Source organism: Treponema parvum, from assembly GCF_017893945.1.
Lineage (GTDB): Bacteria > Spirochaetota > Spirochaetia > Treponematales > Treponemataceae > Treponema_D > Treponema_D parvum_A.
This window is the reverse complement of the sequence record NZ_CP054257.1, coordinates 1,510,605-1,530,163: the sequence shown is the minus strand read 5'-3', so window position 1 is coordinate 1,530,163 and position 19,559 is coordinate 1,510,605. Positions and strand designations below refer to the sequence as shown.

General features: G+C 46.0%; 7 protein-coding genes, 1 tRNA gene and 3 rRNA genes. 7 read left to right on the top strand and 4 right to left on the bottom strand.

All coding sequences use genetic code 11. The features are described from left to right. Nucleotides 1-94: 94 nt before the first annotated feature. Nucleotides 95-1,396, bottom strand: coding sequence for a UPF0164 family protein (locus HRI96_RS06815; RefSeq protein WP_210116648.1), 1,302 nt, complete (start codon nucleotides 1,394-1,396; stop codon nucleotides 95-97). Between the two features lie 95 nt (nucleotides 1,397-1,491). Between HRI96_RS06815 and HRI96_RS06810 the strand changes: the two genes are divergently transcribed. The 7 genes from HRI96_RS06810 (at nucleotide 1,492) to rrf (ending at nucleotide 15,163) form a co-directional block, all read left to right on the top strand. Further along, nucleotides 1,492-4,569 carry a hypothetical protein gene (locus tag HRI96_RS06810; RefSeq protein ID WP_210116647.1) on the top strand — a complete coding sequence of 1,026 codons (3,078 nt, stop codon included), beginning with the start codon at nucleotides 1,492-1,494 and terminating at the stop codon, nucleotides 4,567-4,569. Beyond that, nucleotides 4,566-9,218 (top strand): PP2C family serine/threonine-protein phosphatase, encoded by a 4,653-nt coding sequence (locus HRI96_RS06805; RefSeq protein ID WP_210116646.1) that lies wholly within the window; start codon nucleotides 4,566-4,568, stop codon nucleotides 9,216-9,218. The genes HRI96_RS06810 and HRI96_RS06805 overlap by 4 nt, the downstream gene beginning before the upstream one ends. A 57-nt stretch (nucleotides 9,219-9,275) precedes the next feature. Further along, the gene (locus HRI96_RS06800; RefSeq protein ID WP_210116645.1) at nucleotides 9,276-9,608 is read left to right on the top strand and encodes a hypothetical protein; all 333 of its coding nucleotides are present in this window, start codon (nucleotides 9,276-9,278) and stop codon (nucleotides 9,606-9,608) included. A gap of 439 nt (nucleotides 9,609-10,047) precedes the next feature. Continuing rightward, a 16S ribosomal RNA gene (locus tag HRI96_RS06795) occupies nucleotides 10,048-11,592 on the top strand. Nucleotides 11,593-11,717: 125 nt separating this feature from the next. Further along, a tRNA-Ala gene (locus tag HRI96_RS06790) sits at nucleotides 11,718-11,791 on the top strand. A 217-nt stretch (nucleotides 11,792-12,008) separates the two neighbouring features. After that, a 23S ribosomal RNA gene (locus HRI96_RS06785) occupies nucleotides 12,009-14,956 on the top strand. A gap of 96 nt (nucleotides 14,957-15,052) precedes the next feature. Continuing rightward, nucleotides 15,053-15,163 (top strand): 5S ribosomal RNA (rrf, locus tag HRI96_RS06780). Together the 16S, 23S and 5S rRNA genes with 1 tRNA gene alongside form the textbook arrangement of a ribosomal RNA operon. Nucleotides 15,164-15,467: 304 nt before the next feature. Here the strand turns inward: rrf and HRI96_RS06775 are convergent. From HRI96_RS06775 to HRI96_RS06765, 3 genes are all read right to left on the bottom strand, one after another. Further along, a complete protein-coding gene (locus tag HRI96_RS06775) occupies nucleotides 15,468-16,841 on the bottom strand; it encodes an MFS transporter (RefSeq protein ID WP_210116644.1) in 1,374 nt (457 codons plus the stop codon). 92 nt (nucleotides 16,842-16,933) lie between these two features. Beyond that, nucleotides 16,934-18,385 (bottom strand): alpha/beta hydrolase domain-containing protein, encoded by a 1,452-nt coding sequence (locus tag HRI96_RS06770; protein WP_210116643.1) that lies wholly within the window; start codon nucleotides 18,383-18,385, stop codon nucleotides 16,934-16,936. Between the two features lie 341 nt (nucleotides 18,386-18,726). Beyond that, the gene (locus HRI96_RS06765; RefSeq protein WP_210116642.1) at nucleotides 18,727-19,401 is read right to left on the bottom strand and encodes a helix-turn-helix domain-containing protein; all 675 of its coding nucleotides are present in this window, start codon (nucleotides 19,399-19,401) and stop codon (nucleotides 18,727-18,729) included. Nucleotides 19,402-19,559: the final 158 nt, after the last annotated feature.

The window sequence follows — 19,559 nt, the reverse complement described above, 5'->3', positions numbered from 1 at the left end:
CCTATCATCGTAAATCAACCGGTCTGTTGTAAATCGGCCGCATCGGTCTGTCAAATCGATCATTTGTGTAAATCGTCTTGGCTTTTGATGCGCCTTAATCCAAGGACTGTATGTTGATTAAGTAATCGGATAGGCTCTGCGACGTTTGAACCGCTTTCAGTCCTTCTCGCGCGGGATCGAAGCTCTTGTCAAGATCCAAGACTTTCTGCCATGCTTCGAAAGCTTCCTGCAAGTTCCCTTGAGCGTAATATATAAGTCCCTGCGCGTACAAGGCGTCCGCTTCGTTTCTTATCTTTCCCCTTCCGCGGTCGCCAAGGTCAAGTTTGGCGGATAAACTTATGTGGTTTACGGGATTTAGCGACGTCGTAAGGTCGAAAGTGTAATTCACATTCATGATGACTTTTCCGGTTTTAAATTCGCCGCCCGCGCTTATGCGCGGATTTGCGCCTTGAATCAAAAATCCCGTCATAAATGAAAAGAAATTTGTAAATCTTATGCTTGCGCCCGTGCCGGCCGACCATTTTTCGGATTTAAGCGGATCTTCCAAGTTTATCGGCTGCCTGAAATCGGCCGTAATTATGACAGGCTCTATAAATTGGTATGAAATTCCTGCCGAGATTTTGGACGGCAACGGATCGTCCCTTGTGAGTTTGCCCCTAGATCCGAATCCCGTAAAAGCCGTTCCCAAATTCATAAGACTCAATCCCAGCCTAAGATTCGGTTCCCGCGAAGAATAAAATTTTGCTAAATTAAAGCGTAAAAGCACGCCGAAGTCCGCCATAAATGCGGCTCCGGATTGCGCAAGTCCCGATCCTTTTATGATCTTATTCGTGTCGTTGTCGGTATAATCGGGAATGCTTCTCCAAGCTCCTTTGATATTTACGCCTGCCGCAATTCCTTTAAAATAATATCCTGCAAGAAAATTATAAGACGCATTTACAGCCGCCGTAGTTTCGCTGTAATAACTTCCTGCTACGCGTTCGCCGAAAATATTGTATTCCGTAAACGGAACGTAAAAGCATTTTATTTGCGCCCCGAGCCCCAGATTGCCCAGCCGCGTTGTTCCTGCGACTGTTTCAACCGCCGAATCGCTTATCCAAGCATTATGCGCTACCGAAATTTCCGTGTTTTCAAGCACGCAGCTTGCGGCAGGATTGTAGTCGAAAAAAGCTATGTCGTTTGCCAACGCAGTATATGCGGTTCCAAGGCTTTCGGCTCTTCCGCCCGAAGGAATGTTTAGCGATCTGAAAGACGTAGTTCCTTCGTTTTTATCTATATAATTGAAAAAAATATCGGAGAGTGAAGTATTTGCATTGGACAGATCAAGCGCATATACTGGGATTGTACAGAGAATTATCAAATGTAACAAAATGGACTTTATGGATATTTTATTCATGGTACAATTTATGTTAACGATTATACTATATTTTCGGTTTTTTATCTGCAAACATAAAAAAACATTTAAATATAACCGAAAATGATAACATAATAATGAAGAAAATCTGTCTTGTTTTTACAGTTTTATTTTCTCTTTTTTCTTCGTTTGGCGTCGGCGCCGATGATACCGAAGTTGTTGATTTGAAGGCGATAGACGCAAAGATCAAAGAAACGGATTATAATCAGGCGCTTTTGATGCTTGAAGCTTATATAAAACGTTCTCCGGATAAATTTGATGCCGCTCAAAAAAGAATCAGAAAGATAATGAAAGCTCGGGAAGAATATGCGTCTTTGTCGAAGGAACTCATAGACGTTATTCGTAACGAGCCTGAAAATAATCAAAAAAAACTGGATATTATCGCCAGGCTTGAGGCGCTTGAAAAAAGTCCTACTGCGGAAGCTCTCGCCTTTATAAGTCAGGCAAAGATTGCCGCTCAGTTTACGTATTACCGCTCCGTGTTCAATAACCTTATGGAAATAGGCAGCGCCCTTGTAGCCGAAGAAAAATATGTCGAAGCTGTAAATAAGATCAGGGAAGGATTTTATCTTTACCAAGATGAATTTTTTGCCTCTACATCGGATACGGAAATTACGGATCTTGTAAAAAAATCTCTTTTTTCCGTCGATACCGCAATTTCAAGTCTTCCGGCCGTTCAAGACGATCTTAACAATGCGTGTAAAAATTTTATTGAAGCCGTAAAGAGCGACGACTATAACCGGTCGATGGACGCCTTTGCTTCGGTGCGACATGAATTCGGGCGGTTCGCTACAGTCCGCAACACGGTTTTCGATTCGGGGCTTATATTCGAAAGCGCTTTTTCGGATATGAAAAAACTTGATCCGAAACTGACTGATTCTTCGTTTTTGCCTTTCGTATCTCGCCTTACTTTAGGGCGAACTTCAGATCCCGATTCCGGCATGGTCGGCGCGATGGACGCACAGTGGAACACTCTTACCGAACAGATGAAAAATTCCGTTTATGAGCAGATGGTCGCTCAGTCTAAAACATTTGAAGAATCTTTAGGCGGAGAGAAGGTATTCACATCGGGAGACGGAGTAAGAAGCGATATTTTATTTTCCATAAAAGACTTTGCTCTTTTAGCAAAAGAAGTAAACGGTCTTTATACGTTTAAAAACAGCAGGCACAAAGGTGAAAATATTTATCCTCAATACGATTATTCCATGCAGTTTGTAACATCGTTAAGCGAAAATATATTAAAGCAGCTTGACCTCATAGCCTTGCAGCGGCGGGAAAAATCCCGCTCTGAAAGCATAGTCTTACCCCAAGACATTGTTTTGGCTTTCCGCTCCGAAAAAACGAATTACGGCAATTTGAAATTTTCGATTGCGCCTGTTTTTGAAAAGATAAAAACCGACTCCGAAAACATCATAAACTCACAGTGGTTCGCTTCGAAAGGAATCTTGCCTGAAAAAATATCCGAATCGCCGCCTGAAGAGACGTCGCGAATCACCGCCGGTGTGTTTATTGCCGACGAAGCTCTAAGCTGGCAGACGGCGGAAAATATTCTTCTTTTCCTTTGTACAAAAACGGCGTCCCTGGCGGAGTCTGAAGCCGTAAAAGACTGTAAAGAAGGAGCTTCGTATTTTGCGGCCGTAGGCGATCTTATTGCGGACAGATATGAAACGCAATATGCGTGGGCTGAAAATCTTATGACTTTAAGCGCTGAAAACAAGACCGCTCCCGACGGAAAGGTCTTGGAGGCGGGCTCGTATCCTGAGGAAGCGCTGGCGCTTGTAAGCGGCCTTAAACCTTCCGTACTTTCAGACCGTGCGCTCCTGTCGGATTCTGAAAAAATTCTTGAGTCAAAGGCGGAATATCAAAATTATTTTGCGGATTCAAAAAAGATCTTGTCCGATTCCATCGAAAGGCTTGACCGTCTTAACCTGCGGGGGACGGAAATTTCAGAGCGCGCCCAAGAAAGAATATTGCTTGCGGAAAGCGCTTCAAACGAAGGAGATCTTAGATACGAACAATCCGTCCGCGCTTTAAATCGAAGCGATTTTAACGGCGCGCGCGAATATCTTCAGAGATCGCGTTTAAAATATAACGAATCGCTGTCTTATCAGGAGTCGCAATCTTTGCGCGCCTCAAGCAACGAAAAATTACTGAAACTTGGAGAGCGGATCGCATCTAAAGAAAATGAAGTTGTAGTTGCCGAAGTCCGTCAGTTAAAAAGTCAGGCCAGAAACGAATACTACGCGGGCAATTTTGAAGAAGCTGAAAATCTGCTTGTAAGGGCGAGAACCCGCTGGGCTACTACAAATATTGATGAAGATGTCGAAATAAATAACTTGTATTCAATGGTCATTACGGCTCTTTCCATGCAGACCGGCCGTACTATTTTGCCTACGGCTCCGCTGTATCCTGAAATGTCACAGATATTGAGCATTGCAAATCAATATTATGATCGGGGAAGAGAGCTCATGGCTTCAGGGAGAAAGGCGGAGGCTGAAGCCGTCTTGCAGCAATCAAAAGACAAACTGCACGAGCTTCAGCTTGTGTATCCTTTGAACCAAGAAGCAAGCCTTTTGACTTTGAGAATAAATAAACTCATAGACGAAGATGCCTTTAACGATATGTTTAGAAGGCGGGTGGATTCCGCCCGTTCCGACTATAAAAATCCATCGCTGCGGCAAAGAGCCTATGCGGATCTGCTCGACCTTTATACGATAAATCCCGGCTATCCCGGCCTTAAGCAGCTGATCTATGACGTTGAGATTGAAATAGGTATAAGACAAAGACCTGTAGACCGCGCGGTTTTGGCGCGTTCTTCCGCTTTGACGTCCGATGCGCGAAAGATAGTCGACACGTCGCGCAACGAAGTGGAATTAAGAAGAGCGCTTTCGCTTGTAGATGAAGCTATCTCTTTGAATCCTCAAAATTCGGATGCGATAACGTTAAAAGATCGCATTCAGGTGTCGATCGGAGGAAAGGCTACAGTAGTTCTTTCAGCCGAAGATGAAATGCTTTATCAGCAGGCTATACAAGAGCTTCAAAATAATAATATTATTGGAGCATATGCGCTCGTTCAGCGTCTTTTGCAGTCGCCGGTAAACAGCAGGTCTGCAAAGGTTCTCGACCTTCAGAAAAAAGTACAGGCGTTGCTATGACAGAAAAAAAACTTCCGCAAATATCCTCGTCTTTATTTTTTCTCTTATTCCTTGCGGCGTTTTTTTTATCTTTTCCTCCGTCGCTTTTTGCCCGCGATTTTTATTGGGAAGACACCGAACGCATAACTTCATCCGACTCAAGATTTCCGTCTTCGGTTTCCAACGGCAAATATACGGCCGTTTTTTGGCAGGAAATCGATACAGCGAATAAAAGCATCTGGCTTTCGGGGCAAGTATATGAAGGAAACGAGGTATGGCATAAGACGGAACGCTTTGCAGGGCCTTTTTCATATTCCGGCGAAGTCCCGGATCTTTATTCCGCCGTCATACAGCCTTCGGGCAAAATCGCTCTGGCCGTCTTGTCGGACGTACACACTATTTCAGTATTTGTAAGTGAAGACGGAGGATACAGCTTTAAAAGCACGGATCTTCCAAGGCAAAAACAGCCTTTGGTTGCGCCGCGTCTTTATTCAAATTCGGAAGGAGAATTTGTCTTATTTACCGCGCTGGGTCAAAACGAAGCTTTTTCAATGCTCCATTCAAGATCCCGCGATGGTTTTGACTGGCAGCCTTTTGAAGTTTTTTCGCCTGCACAGGATTTTACGAACCCTTTTATCCCCGTTCTTGTAAATATTCCCGGCGGCGACATGGTTGTGTTTCAAGCCCAGCAAATAACCGGGACGCGTCTTTCATATCAACTGTATTCTACAGTATTTAAAAACGGCGCTTGGTCCGTGCCGCGCATAATAACGGGCGAAGGTTCTCTTCTTGCCTCTTCCCAAGGAAATTATTTTAATTATAACAATCAGCGCCCGGTGCTTTTCTTCCATGAAAGAAAGGTTTTTGTCGCGTGGGAGAGAACCTATTACTCGTCCGAGAATTCTCATATATGGGTAAGGAGCCTTGATACGGAAGGGGCTCCTTTGGACGATTTGATCGAACTGACGCTCAGCGGTAACGCAAACAGGCCTGTGTTTTTTTCTTATGAAGGAGATCTTTGTGTGGTTTGGTTCGACACGAGAAGCGGCCGGGAATCCGTTTTTTTTGCGCAAAAACAGGGCGCGCTGTGGAATGAAATCCCCTTGTCGACCGGAAGAACCTCGTCCGGAAATTCCTGCGTATTCGCTTTTCCCGTAATAACCGACAACAAAAGCACCCTTTCATTTATTTGGCAGGTAAATCCTTCTTCAAAAAACTCATTGCCTTATATATCGCGCCTTTCGCCCGACAGAACCGTAAGCGCTCCTTCTTTATCGGGCGTCACATTTAAAAACGGAGAAAGGGGGCGCTTTGAGGACGAAAGGGTTTCGGTAAGGCTTCCGCCGGATTCTTCGGGCATCGCGGGATTTTCATGGATATGGACGCAGAATAAAGAAGAAATGCCGCCCAAGCGCATCATGCGCTTGCCTTCCCAAACAACCGTAAGCGTCAAAGCTTCAGAGGACGACACATGGTATTTTCGCGCGCGCGCCCTTGATTATGCCGGAAACTGGTCGGCTCCGGCGGAAATCACTTATTTTAAAGACACCACGCCGCCTAAGCCGCCTGAGATTTTGCCTGTAAGCAAGGACTTGCAGGGGTTTGCCTCGTCGGAAAACCTTGTGTTTTCGTGGCAAGCGGACAGTAGCGACGGCGATGTTTCAGGCTATACGTGGTCGCTCGAGCGGCTAAGCGCCGTTGAAAAGCGTTTTTCAGGTTACGCCGGGCATCCGATGGCAGCGGGCGAAGAAGAAGCTTCGTCGTATCTTTCTTCTTTAATTAAAAGATATTCCGAATCGATGAAGGTTTATAAAATTCCGCAAAAAATGCTCGGAGTAAATACTTCGGTCACATATAAAAATATTGAAAACGGGCTTTACGCTTTTTCGGTTTCAGCCGTGGACACTGTGGGCAACATAGGAAAGCCTTCCGTAGTTCTTGTCGCTTCCAATAAATTTATTCCGTTTACGCTTATTTCTTCGGTAAAATTGAAGAAAACTCTTCTCGGAAACAGCTTTTTGGAAATCCACGGCAAAGGATTTCTTTACGACGGAAACATAACGCAGGTCTACGTCGACAAGGACGGTCAAGCGCCGTATGATTATGTGTATTTGAAGTCCGAAAACTCTTTCCGCGTAAGATCGGATACTCTCATAGATGACCTTGATCTCGGCGGAGAAGTGAGTGAAGGAGTTTATCGAATAGGCCTTGTGCATTCGGACAGAGGATTGTATTTTTCACGCGCGATACTGAATGTGGAGCAGGGCGGTACGGTAAAAATTGAAAACGAATATGCGTATGAGCCTGAATGGGTTCCGCTGGTAAAGAAAACCCTTGTAAAAATCCGCTTTGAACGAATACTGCTTTACCTGATATGCGCCTTTGCCGTGCTCGGAAGTTTGATTGCCGTGCGCGGAATCGTTCAAACCGCACGTGAAACCGTTACAATACGCTATGAAGTGAACGCCCTTCTTACAGGAGATCTTATGACGCTTGAAAAGAAAAAGAGATTGAAGTCGGCAAAAAAACGCAGCGGAAGTCTTCGCATAAAGCTTATGGCTTTTACCATACTGCTTGTTTTAATGATTGTAGTTCTTGTCGCCGCCTCTCTTGGGACAAGGATGATTCGTTCCCAAGGACGGCTTCTTGCCGAGGGCCTTGAAAGCCGTATAGGAGTGCTTTTGAACAGCGTAAACACCGGAGCGCGCGCGTATCTTCCGTCGGGCAATATTCTCGAATTGAGTTACCTTCCTGCGCAGTCCAGAGCCCTGCCTGAAGCCGAATTTGTCACTATTACGGGAATGCCTTCAAGCGGTATTGAAAAAAGTCTTGATTTCGTGTGGGCTACAAACGATCCCGATATCGCTTCAAAGGTAAATACGGACGTGTTGAACTACGGAGTGTCCAAGCTCGATGAGGCCGATATCAAGACGATAGCCGATTCCTGCATGCGTTTAAACGACCTTGCCGAACAGAGGATAGGAAGTACGGCTTCTCAGATCGCATCGCTAACATCCGAAGGCGTTTCCTTGGCGCTCCGCACTGACCGCGTATCCGTAGCCCGCCGTGAAGAAATTTCTACGATTACCACCCAGCTTAACAGCCGCATCACTCAGATGCTCGACGAGCTTTCAAACAGCGCAAGCTCGTCATTCCCGCTTTTTGACAACAATCATCTTGATCCGTTTAATACCGAGTACCTTTTTTACAGGCCTGTTTTATACAGACAGGGAAACGAAAGAACCTATGTCCACGGCATAGTGTTTTTAAAAGTTTCTACGGAGAATCTGCTTACGGCCGTAAATACGGCGCGCCGTTCCATCATATTATCCGCAATGCTGGTTGGGATTTTTGCGGTATTCGCAGGTTCCGTAGGCGCCTTTATATTAGCCACGGTTATAGTCAGACCTATCAGAATACTTGAAAGGCACGTCGCCGTTATCGGCGCAACGCGCGACAAGTCAAAACTTGCATCTGAAAAAATAGAATTCAAATCTGACGATGAAATAGGCAATCTGCGCGACGCCGTAAACAATATGACTTCCGAACTGGCCAGAGCCGCTCTGGAAGAACAGCTTACCTTGGACGGACGCGCCGTTCAGCAGGCGTTTTTACCGTTGAATATAAATTCCGAAGGCGGCAAAACTACTACCTCCGTATTAAAGGACAATGCGCTTGAAACATTCGGTTATTACGAAGGAGCTTCCGGCGTTTCGGGCGACTACTTCGACTATAAAAAGCTCGACGACAGGTGGTACGTGTTTATAAAATGCGATGCTTCAGGTCACGGAGTTCCTGCCGCTCTTATCATGACTGTAGTCGCTACGTTCTTCCGCCGTTATTTTGCAAACTGGAATTTCAACGCTAACGGCGGCAGATTGAACGAATTGATTTCACAGATAAATGATTTTATCGAATCTTTGGGACTCAAAGGAAAATTTGCAGCGATAATATTGTGTTTGGTCGACACTCAGACCGGCACCGTATATATGTCCAATGCGGGCGACAATATTGTTCATATTTACGACCAAAAAATTCAAAAATTAAAAACGTTTACATTATCCGCCGCTCCTGCAGCGGGCCCCATGCCTTCGTTTATGGTTGATATGAAAGGCGGATTCAAGGTTGATAAAACAGTCCTCGAAAAAGGAGACATTCTATTTTTGTACACTGACGGTATAGAAGAATCCACAAGAATATGCCGCAATAATTCTTTTTCGCCGCTTCAAATTACCGAAAAGGATGAAAGCGGGAATGATAAAGTCTCCACCGTAACCGAATTGCTGGAAGCCGAAAGAGTAAGGCAAGTCATTGAAGCTGTTATGAGTAAAAAAGTTTTTATTCTTGAAAAGAACAAAAACCCCGTTCCCGGGGAAGTTTTGAGCTTTGATTTTACAACGTGTAAGGGAAGCGTGGAAGAAGCGATCATCGCTCTTATTTCAGTAGAAAAGATATTCCGCATGTATAAACCGCACGAAGCTACGGAAGACGACGTCGTCAAAGTAGACCGTAATATAGACGAATTCCTACGCCTGCATTTTAATTTGTATGATACATATTGTTCCAAAAAAAATGAAAGCGCGGAAGATGTAACATATGTATATTATACGAACGTTATGGAAGACGAACAGCTCGACGATCTTACATTGGTAGCCATTCGGAGGCTTTGAAATATTTAATTCTTGCTTTTGAAACGGTTTATGTTTATTTTAAAGAAGGAGGAAAATATGGGAAAATTTACCGATCAGGTAAAAGATTATCTTGACAAAGGCGTAGCCGCTTCAAAAGTTGCGTTGGATAAGGCGGGTACGGTAGTTCAAGGTTTGGGCGAATTAGGTGTCTTAAAATTCGAGCATAAAAAACTTAGTTCGGATAAAAAAAAGACTTTGCAAAAGCTCGGTTCTGAAGTATATTCTTTATCGTCTGTAAAAGGCGCTGAGCAAATCTCGTTTGAAGATGAAAAAATATCCGGCATAATCAAAGAGCTCAAATCGCTCGACAAAGAGATAAGCAAGAGAGAAAAGAAGATAAAGGCGATGGAAGAAACCGGGAAGAAGTAGAAAAGCCGAAGCTTCTTTTAATGTTTCCGCGGTATTTACGAAAGCCGCGTGCTTTTGTGCACTGATTCAACGGCTTTCAAGATGGCTCTTTTCCCGATAGCGGGGGTAAAAAAAGTTGAAAAAAAGGTAAAAAAGAGTAAAAAAGGTGAGAATAGACTTGACATAAAAAGAGAGAAAGGTATATATTAACAATCACCCGCTATAATAAAGGCGGGTGCTGCCTTGAAGGCAGAGTTCTTTGAAAGACAAGAGGGAAGGGAAGAAAAGACGGAAGGCAATGTAAAGCATTGTCGGCCAGGAAAGGTGAAGAGAGCCAAAGAAGCCTGAAGCGGAAGCTTTGGGCTTGAAGAATAATAAGGAAGGGCGAATCCCTTGAAAGAGAGGGAGGGGACCGGACAGAAATGGTTAGGAAATCACAAGCCGAAAGGCTTATGAAATAATCATGGAGAGTTTGATCCTGGCTCAGAACGAACGCTGGCGGCGCGTCTTAAGCATGCAAGTCGAACGGCAAGAGGAAAGCTTGCTTTTCTCCTAGAGTGGCGGACTGGTGAGTAACACGTGGGTGACGAACCCTCCTGACAGGGATAGCTGGTAGAAATATCAGATAATACCGGATACGAACGCTATAGTTAGAGTATAGTGAGGAAAGGTGCTTTGGCACCGCAGGGGGATCGGCTCGCGGCCTATCAGCTAGTTGGCAGGGTAAAGGCCTGCCAAGGCGACGACGGGTATCCGGCCTGAGAGGGTGGACGGACACATTGGGACTGAGATACGGCCCAGACTCCTACGGGAGGCAGCAGCTAAGAATATTCCGCAATGGGCGAAAGCCTGACGGAGCGACGCCGCGTGGACGATGAAGGCCGAAAGGTTGTAAAGTCCTTTTGAACCTGAAGAATAAGTTTAAGAGGGAATGCTTAAGCGGTGACAGAAAGGTTTGAATAAGCAACGGCTAATTACGTGCCAGCAGCCGCGGTAACACGTAAGTTGCGAGCGTTGTTCGGAATTATTGGGCGTAAAGGGCATCTAGGCGGTCATTCAAGCTTGGTGTGAAATACCGGGGCTCAACTCCGGGGCTGCATTGAGAACTGGATGACTGGAGTCACTGAAGGGCAACCAGAATTCCAGGTGTAGGGGTGAAATCTGTAGATATCTGGAAGAATACCAATGGCGAAGGCAGGTTACCGGCAGATGACTGACGCTGAAGTGCGAAGGTGCGGGGAGCAAACAGGATTAGATACCCTGGTAGTCCGCACAGTCAACAATGTACACTCGGTGTCCGGCCAAGAGGCTGGGTGCCAAAGCAAACGCGATAAGTGTACCGCCTGGGGAGTATGCCCGCAAGGGTGAAACTCAAAGGAATTGACGGGGGCCCGCACAAGCGGTGGAGCATGTGGTTTAATTCGATGGTACGCGAGGAACCTTACCTGGGTTTGACATACACAGCGATCATATAGAGATATGTGAGCGTAGCAATACGGCTGTGAACAGGTGCTGCATGGCTGTCGTCAGCTCGTGCCGTGAGGTGTTGGGTTAAGTCCCGCAACGAGCGCAACCCCTACTGCCAGTTACCAGCATGTAAAGATGGGGACTCTGGCGGAACTGCCGGTGACAAACCGGAGGAAGGTGGGGATGACGTCAAGTCATCATGGCCCTTATGTCCAGGGCAACACACGTGCTACAATGGTCGCGACAGAGTGAAGCGAAGTCGAGAGGCGGAGCAAAACGCACAAAAGCGATCGTAGTCCGGATTGGAGTCTGAAACCCGACTCCATGAAGTTGGAATCGCTAGTAATCGCACATCAGCACGGTGCGGTGAATACGTTCCCGGGCCTTGTACACACCGCCCGTCACACCATCCGAGTAGAGGATACCCGAAGCCAGTGGTTCAACCGCAAGGAGGGCGCTGTCGAAGGTATGCTTTGTGAGGGGGGTGAAGTCGTAACAAGGTAGCCGTACTGGAAAGTGCGGCTGGATCACCTCCTTTCTAAGAGAAAGGTAAGTCCTAAAGTTAGGACAAGTGTCGGTGTACGGCACAAGCTCCGTAGAGGAGCAAGGTTATTTTCATCTTTTTTCTTCCTTTCCCCTTTTGTTTTATTTGATTTTATTTCTGGGGATATAGCTCAGCTGGCTAGAGCATCGGCTTTGCAAGCCGAGGGTCAGGGGTTCAAATCCCCTTATCTCCATAAAAACATAAAATTCGTTCATTGCGGGCGGATCAATGTTTACACGATCTTTGAAATAGATAGAGAAGGGAAGAAAGGTTGCGAGTAGCTTGAGTGGGAATAACCGTGAGAGGAACTTGCAACTAGGTGAAGAAACCCGATTGAGGCGAGCACGTTAAAAGAGATAAGCTTGATGACTTTTAATAGTGCGAGAGTTGAAATACGGGAAGAATAATATGGTCAAGCGAAAAGAGGTCTATGGCGGATGCCTAAAGGAGCTGGAAGGCGAAGAAGGCCGTGATAAGCTGCGAAAAGCCGCGGGGAGAAGCACATATTCAATGATCCGCGGATAGCCGAATGGGGTAACCCGACAACTTAAAAGGTTGTCACTGCGACGTCTGAATAAAATAGGGCGGCAGAGCGAGACCGGGTGAAGTGAACCATCTAAGTAACCCGAGGAAAAGAAAACAAAAGAGATTCCGTAAGTAGCGGCGAGCGAAAGCGGAGGAGCCCAAACCACGCAAGTGGGGTTGAAGGGCCGCATGGGGATGACCCGAAAAGTTAGGAGAAAACATACTTATAGCAGAAAGGTTTTGGAAAAGCCTGTCAAAGAGCGTGAAAGCCGCGTAAGCGAAATGAGTATGACTTTTTGATGCGGTACCTGAGTACGGCGGGGCACGAGGAACCCTGTCGGAATCCGGGTCGACCACGATCCAAGGCTAAATACTAATCAGCTACCGATAGCGAAGAAGTACCGTGAGGGAAAGGCGAAAAGAACCCCGGTAAGGGGAGTGAAATAGAACCTGAAACCATAGACTAACAAGATGTCACAGCCGGCAACGGTAGTGGCGTGTCTTTTGTAGAATAAACCTGCGAGTTACGGTATGCAGCGAGGTTAAGGAATGGTAGTTCCGGAGCCGGAGCGAAAGCGAGTCTGAAAAGGGCGAAAAGTTGCATGTCGTAGACCCGAAGCCAAGGTGATCTAGTTATGGGCAGGTTGAAGCAAGGGTAAAACCTTGTGGAGGACCGAACAGTAATCTGTTAAAAAAGGTAGTGATGACCTGTGACTAGGAGTGAAAGGCTAAACAAACCTGGAAATAGCTGGCTCTCCCCGAAATGCCTTTAGGGACAGCCTCATACAAAACTGTCGGAGGTAAAGCACTGGATGGACTAGGGGGTGTCAAAACCTACCGAAACCAATCAAACTCTGAATACCGACAGTCATCGTATGGGAGTGAGACTGTGTGCTCTAAGGTTCATAGTCGAAAGGGAAACAGCCCAGACCGGCGACTAAGGTCCCAAAATCATGCTGAGTGTGAAATGAAGTGCGGATGCAAATACAGCCAGGAGGTTGGCTTAGAAGCAGCCATTCCTTAAAAGAGTGCGTAACAGCTCACTGGTCGAGCACCTGTGCGCAGACAATGTAACGGGGCTAAGCATGATACCGAAGTCACGGACTCATAACGAAAGTTATGATTGGTAGGGGAGCATTGCATTAACCTGAGAAGGCAAACCTGTGAGGGATGCTGGAGGAGATGGAAGAGAGAATGCAGGTATAAGTAACGAAAAGACGGGTGAGATCCCCGTCCGCCGAAAACCTAAGGTTTCCTGGGTAAAGGCAATCTGCCCAGGGTAAGTCGGCCCCTAAGGCAAGGACGAAAGTCGTAGTCGATGGGAAATTGGTTTATAATCCAATACCTTTTAAGTATTGAAGGCATGACGCATGAGGTGAAATCCGGCCGGAGAACGGTAGTTCCGGTCAAAGCGGTAAGTTAGTGAAGAGTGGGTTAAAAGACACTCTGAGATGAGCCGTGACAGCGAGCGGAGAGAAAGTCGAAGTGAAGCGGACGTAATCAAGGTGCCGGGAAATAATGTCTAAGTTAGGCTTAAAAGACCGTACCGGAAACCGACACAGGTAGGTAGGATGAGAAATCTAAGGCGCACGAGCGACCTCGCGTTAAGGAACTCGGCAAAATGCGCACGTAACTTCGGAAGAAGTGCGGCTCACTTTAGTCAAAAATTGTGAGCGACACAAAGCAGGCCCAGGCGACTGTTTATCAAAAACACAGCCATCTGCGAACCAGCAATGGGACGTATAGGTGGTGACACCTGCCCGGTACTGGAAGGTTAAGAGGAGCGGTTATCCGTAAGGAGAAGCTGTGAATCGAAGCCCCAGCAAACGGCGGCCGTAACTATAACGGTCCTAAGGTAGCGAAATTCCTTGTCGGGTAAGTTCCGACCCGCACGAATGGTGTAACGATTCTGGGCACTGTCTCAACGCGAGACTCGGTGAAATTTATATTCCGGTAAAGAAGCCGGATACCCGTAACTAGACGGAAAGACCCCGTGAACCTTCACCGTAACTTACTATTGGGATTCTATTCATCATGTGTAGAATAGTTGGGAGGCAGTGATGCGTGGCCGTTAGGTTGCGAAGAGCCGAAAAGTGAAATACCAACCTTGATGAATGGAATTTCTAACCTGTGCCGTGAAGCCGGTGCGGGGACAATGGTAGGCAGGCGGTTTGACTGGGGCGGTCGCCTCCTAAAGAGTAACGGAGGTGCGCGAAGGTCTCCTCGCGGTGGTTGGAAATCATCGTACGAGTGTAAAGGCACAAGGAGGCTTGACTGCGAGAAAGACATTTCGAGCAGGTACGAAAGTAGGTCTTAATGATCTGGTGGTTCCGTGTGGAAGGGCCATCACTTAACGGATAAAAGGTACTCCGGGGATAACAGGCTGATTTTCCCCAAGAGTTCACATCGACGGGAAAGTTTGGCACCTCGATGTCGGCTCATCGCATCCTGGGGCTGGAGCAGGTCCCAAGGGTTTGGCTGTTCGCCAATTAAAGCGGTACGTGAGCTGGGTTCAGAACGTCGCGAGACAGTTCGGTCCCTATCTGTTACGGGCGATGGATGTTTGAGAGGAGCTGCTTTTAGTACGAGAGGACCGAAGTGGACGAACCTCTGGTTTACCAGTTATCCTGCCAAGGGTAAGTGCTGGGTATCTAAGTTCGGAAGGGATAACCGCTGAAAGCATCTAAGCGGGAAGCCCACCCCAAGATAAGACATCCCTGAGGGTTTAACCCTCCTAAAGACTCCGGAGACACTATCCGGTTGATAGGCTGCAGGTGTAAGCGTCGTGAGGCGTTCAGCCAAGCAGTACTAATAAGTCGTGAGGCTTGACCATATTATTGTTCCCGTTATTTTTCTTCACTGATCTTCCCATAGCGGTTTGAGAGAGTTTTATTGACTTTTTTTCCGCATCTTTAATCATGTTAATATGCCCGGTGGCCATTGTGGAGAGGCAATACCCGTTCCCATCCCGAACACGGAAGTCAAGCTCTCTTACGCCGATGATACTGTCTTTTGACGGGAAAGTAGGTAGCTGCCGGGCTTTTTTATTTAAAAAGGCTGCCTTAAGGCAGCCTTTTTAAATAAAACGAGTTCTAGGGGACATAGCAAGTTTGCACGGGCGGTTCTTAGCGCTATAGAATGTTTACCCTGCAAACTTGGTAAGTGAGCAGCTATGCTGCGAACGACGGTAGCCTGCCGGGCTTTTTTTATTAAGACTGGCTGTCACTAAGACAGCCAGTCTTAATAAAATGAGTTCTAGGGGACCTATCAGTTTGCCTGTAAAAGATGTCAAACTTACACTCCTTGGCATGGGCAAACTGTTGTTAAACCGCGCAGCGGTTCAATCAGACCGCGTTGCGCTCCCGCAGGGCCTTTTGTATTTCTTCCGTTTTTTCTTTAGTTAGATTCCAGATAAAGGCAATTCCTATTATTTCCAGGATGACGGCTAAAAGCGGAACGCCCGTTCCCAGCCTGCGAATATTTGCGACAACTTGCGCCGACTGCGACGGTGCGCTTGAGATGAAGCCGATTGCCGCTAAAATGCCGCTCACGCCGACCGAAGCCAAAGTTGATCCGATTTTTCTTGAAAAAGTATAAATCGAATAGAGCGAACCGTCGTTTCTTTTTCCAGTCATGTATTGATGATAATCGATTGCGTCCGTTACGAACGCCCATACGAGCATGATGAAAACCGTTTGCCCGATGCTGCTGATTATGTACACAAGAATATACGCGTTCACATTCTGTATAGGCACGAAAAATAAAAAGGCGGATACGATCACATTAAAATATAAAGCTCCCAAAAGGAAATTCCGCTTTCCGAATTTTCCGGCTAATTTAGGTACTACGGGGAACAGTATAAAGAACATAGGAATGGAACCGAGAGTTGCCATTCGGAGCGCTTTCGGCGCATTGTAAAATTCTTTATACATAAAGCCTCCGAATTGACTGTTTCCGGTTATGAAAATAAGCGAACCGATGGAAGCGAACATAATTCCCAAGAGTGCCCTGTTTTTAAACGCTTCTTGAAGCACTTTAAGATAATCGAATTTTTCATTCGGTTTATGTTCGGTTTTTATTCTTTCTTTAGTGAATTTGAACAGCACGTTATAGCATACAATACATAAAACGGCTGAAATCACGGCAAAAATAAAATATCCTGAAGCGACGGGTTTATTTTCTTTATCCCATATCAATGACGGCACCAGCGAAAGATAGCCGAAGCCGACCGTCATACCGCCGAACGCCCGCGCTCTTGAAAGCTTTGTTCTGTCTTCAGCTTTATCGGAAACGACCGAAGCCATAGAGCCGAAAGGCATGGAAGTTCCCGTGTATGATACGCCGTATAAGATATACGTAAAGACTATCCAAACGTGCTTAAGCATATCAGGCCACGAGCTTACGTTTGCAAAACCCAAAACTGCCGACAGCGCCAGCGGCCACATTGCGATCTTTATATACGGTTTGAATTTATCGCCGCTTTTTCCCAGCTGCCATCTGTCCGGAAAAGAACCTATAACCGGATCGTTAAAAGCGTCGAATAAGCGCGCAACCAAAAACATGGAAGCCATAAAAGCCGGATTGACTTTTAGAACATAGGTGCAAAACAACAAAAAGAAGCCGTCAAAGTACAAGTTGACAAAACTTCCCGCCATATCGCCGAACCAAAATCCGAACTGATCCGAAGCCCCGAAAGGCTTTTCCTGTTTACGCTCCATAATGAATTCCTCCTGATTTATTTGTACATAGAATTAAATCCTCCGGCGCCGTTTGAAGCTCCGTTTTGAACCTGCGGCGCGGTTGTTGATTCTCACTTGTCCGTCATTTCAGCCCATTTGACCATTCTGTCAAAATCGCTTTTTAAAACTTCGCCCAGATTAAGATGTTCTTCAGCCCGCTTACGGAATGCTTCCAAATACGCAGCCTTGCCGCCGTAGAGCTCTTTTACGGTTTTTTCGTCAAAAAAGCTCATCGTTCCGCCTATTTCCTGACCCGGGCAGCTGCCCTTATAGGACGCTTTGGGAACATCCACAAAAACGGTTCTGAAGCCTCCCAGCACGTTGCCGTAACGATCCCGTTTCAGAATTCCGTTTTCATCTTTTTCCATAAGCGGTTTGCTTTCCGGCGCCGTTCCCTCGCTTGCCCATATGTGCAGCTTTTCCAAAAGCCCGTTGATAAAATATTCCAGCGGAAAATCGTTTAAACGATGCTCGTATTCGCCGTCTAAAATCCGCTTGGGGCATTTGCATTTTACGATTTCATCATTCGAGGGAACCAAAGGAGAAGAGGCATCTGTGTGCGGCGCTCCGGGAAATTCGTAATAACGCCTTTTGTCGCCGGGACTGTCGCTGTTGTATCCCGTTTTCATTTTGAACGACGGTATGGAATTAAAAAGTCCGTAATCGCCTTCCGTAGTTATACTGATAAACGGCACGTCGACTGGGTTTTCGCCGTATTCATCTCTGATACACATTAAAACGTCGTCTCCGCTCGTCTGAAAAAGGCTTCGCTGCATTCCGCCTCCGACCAAACTGAAATATCCGTCAAACAGAGGTTCCGCCCCGTGATACAAGCCGCGCCGCAAGTATCTATGAATCTGATTTACATAAGTGTTCAAATACATGCCGGATTGCGATTGCCCTGTCAGATAAACGGAAAGTTTTTGACCGTCCGAAAAAAGACTCTTACCGTCCGTTTTTATCCAATGCCCCAGCTGCGTCAGAATATCCCACACAAGGCCTTCTTCACAGCCCGCTATTCTGTGGCAAGTATCCGGTACCGAAGGCGACAGGCCTTTCGCGCTTCCGGCCCAATTTAAGTTGCGGTAACGGTTATAATCGAAATATTTTAGCGCCAAAACGTTAATGGGCTTTGCCGTCACCCCGACATAACTGTAACCGTTTTCCAAAATATAGCGCCGGCTTCTTCTCCATAAATCTTCGATGTCGTATCCGTTTGTCGCATTCAGAATATCCAAAAAAACTCTAGGTTTCCTGTCCCGGCCGTTTTTCGGACGCCGCACAAGTATACGCGTTTCATACGGAAGCGCTCTTTCCCGCACAGTCAAAGCGCCGCCGGTGTCCGTTCCGTATACGTCGGCAGAACCTTTTACAAAATATTCTTCTTCCGAAAAACCGAAGGGCTCCAAATCCATAGGCACGCGTGAAAAGGCCGCAGCCGAAAACGGATGAGACTTATCGGTGACGGGAATCGGACCCATGACTTCTACGGCTTTAGGTTCAATGGTAAAATCGTTATGCATAACCGCCTCTCATAAAAAATTTTGTTTGTTTTTAATAAGCAGCCGATCGGATCATATGCCGGTTTACGGCGGCTTATTAAAAAAACGCGGCACACTTGAAAATCCGTCCGGCATTTCAAATGTCCTAATACATGATAACACGGTTGTGTGCAGAAATATTTAAAAAAAATGACCGAATTTTATAAAAATACTGACTTTTTTCTGCGGATCCGATATGTGCGCGGAGATATTCTTTTTTTCACCTTGAATAATTTGCAAAGATATGAAGGTTTAACTTCGACCGCTGAGATATTGCGGTCTCGTTAAACGACGAGTTTCGGACAAAGCCGAAACATCGCTTATTATCTATGCGCTAGTGCGCATGAATTCAACAGTCTCCAAAATTGATATTTTGTTCGACTGTTGAATTTTAAGGAAGGTTCGTTAAAACCCGTCATCGATGCGATTTCAGTAACGGAAAGATTTGAAGTTTCCAAAAGCCTGCATGCTTCCTGAATCCGTTTTTCCGTAATAACCGTCTGGATGGTCTTGCCGGTTTCTTTTTTTAATAGACGCATTAAATAATGCTGGTTTTTGTGAAATGTTGAAGCGATTTGCTCGATCGAAAGTTTATCGGTAAAATTTTTATTTATATATTCCAAAACACGTTCTGAAATACATCCCTCGGTCTTTATCAACACGCGGGCGCTGCTATCTACATAGTCTTCAAAACATTCTTTATAAATTTTTTTTATTTCATTTTCCGATGTCGCTCTTTCAAACATTACCGCATAGCGTTCGGCTTTGTAATGCGCCGTTACTGCATCCAAGCCGCCTTCTTCCGCTCCGTATGCGTAGAGCGAATTATATGAGAGCATAATATTTTTCAGCGCTCGTAATCTGTCTTTGTTCCTGTTAAGAATTCCCAAAGCGGAATTGTTTATAAAATAATAAAAGAAAATTTGCAGTTCCGAAGCGGTTTTTCGGTCGGCCTGAATGATCGCCTGCATCAGTTGTTTACGTATGCTGTGCGCCATTCATATTTTTTCTGCAGCAGGAAGCGCATCCAATTCTTTTAATGAGATCATCGCAATGTCCTTACTTGCTTTTTTTATCTTTGTCGATTATTGAAAACAACGACGCATGAGGCTCAGATATCCGTCGCAATGCTCCCTCGCAAGCAGCCCTGCGCAAA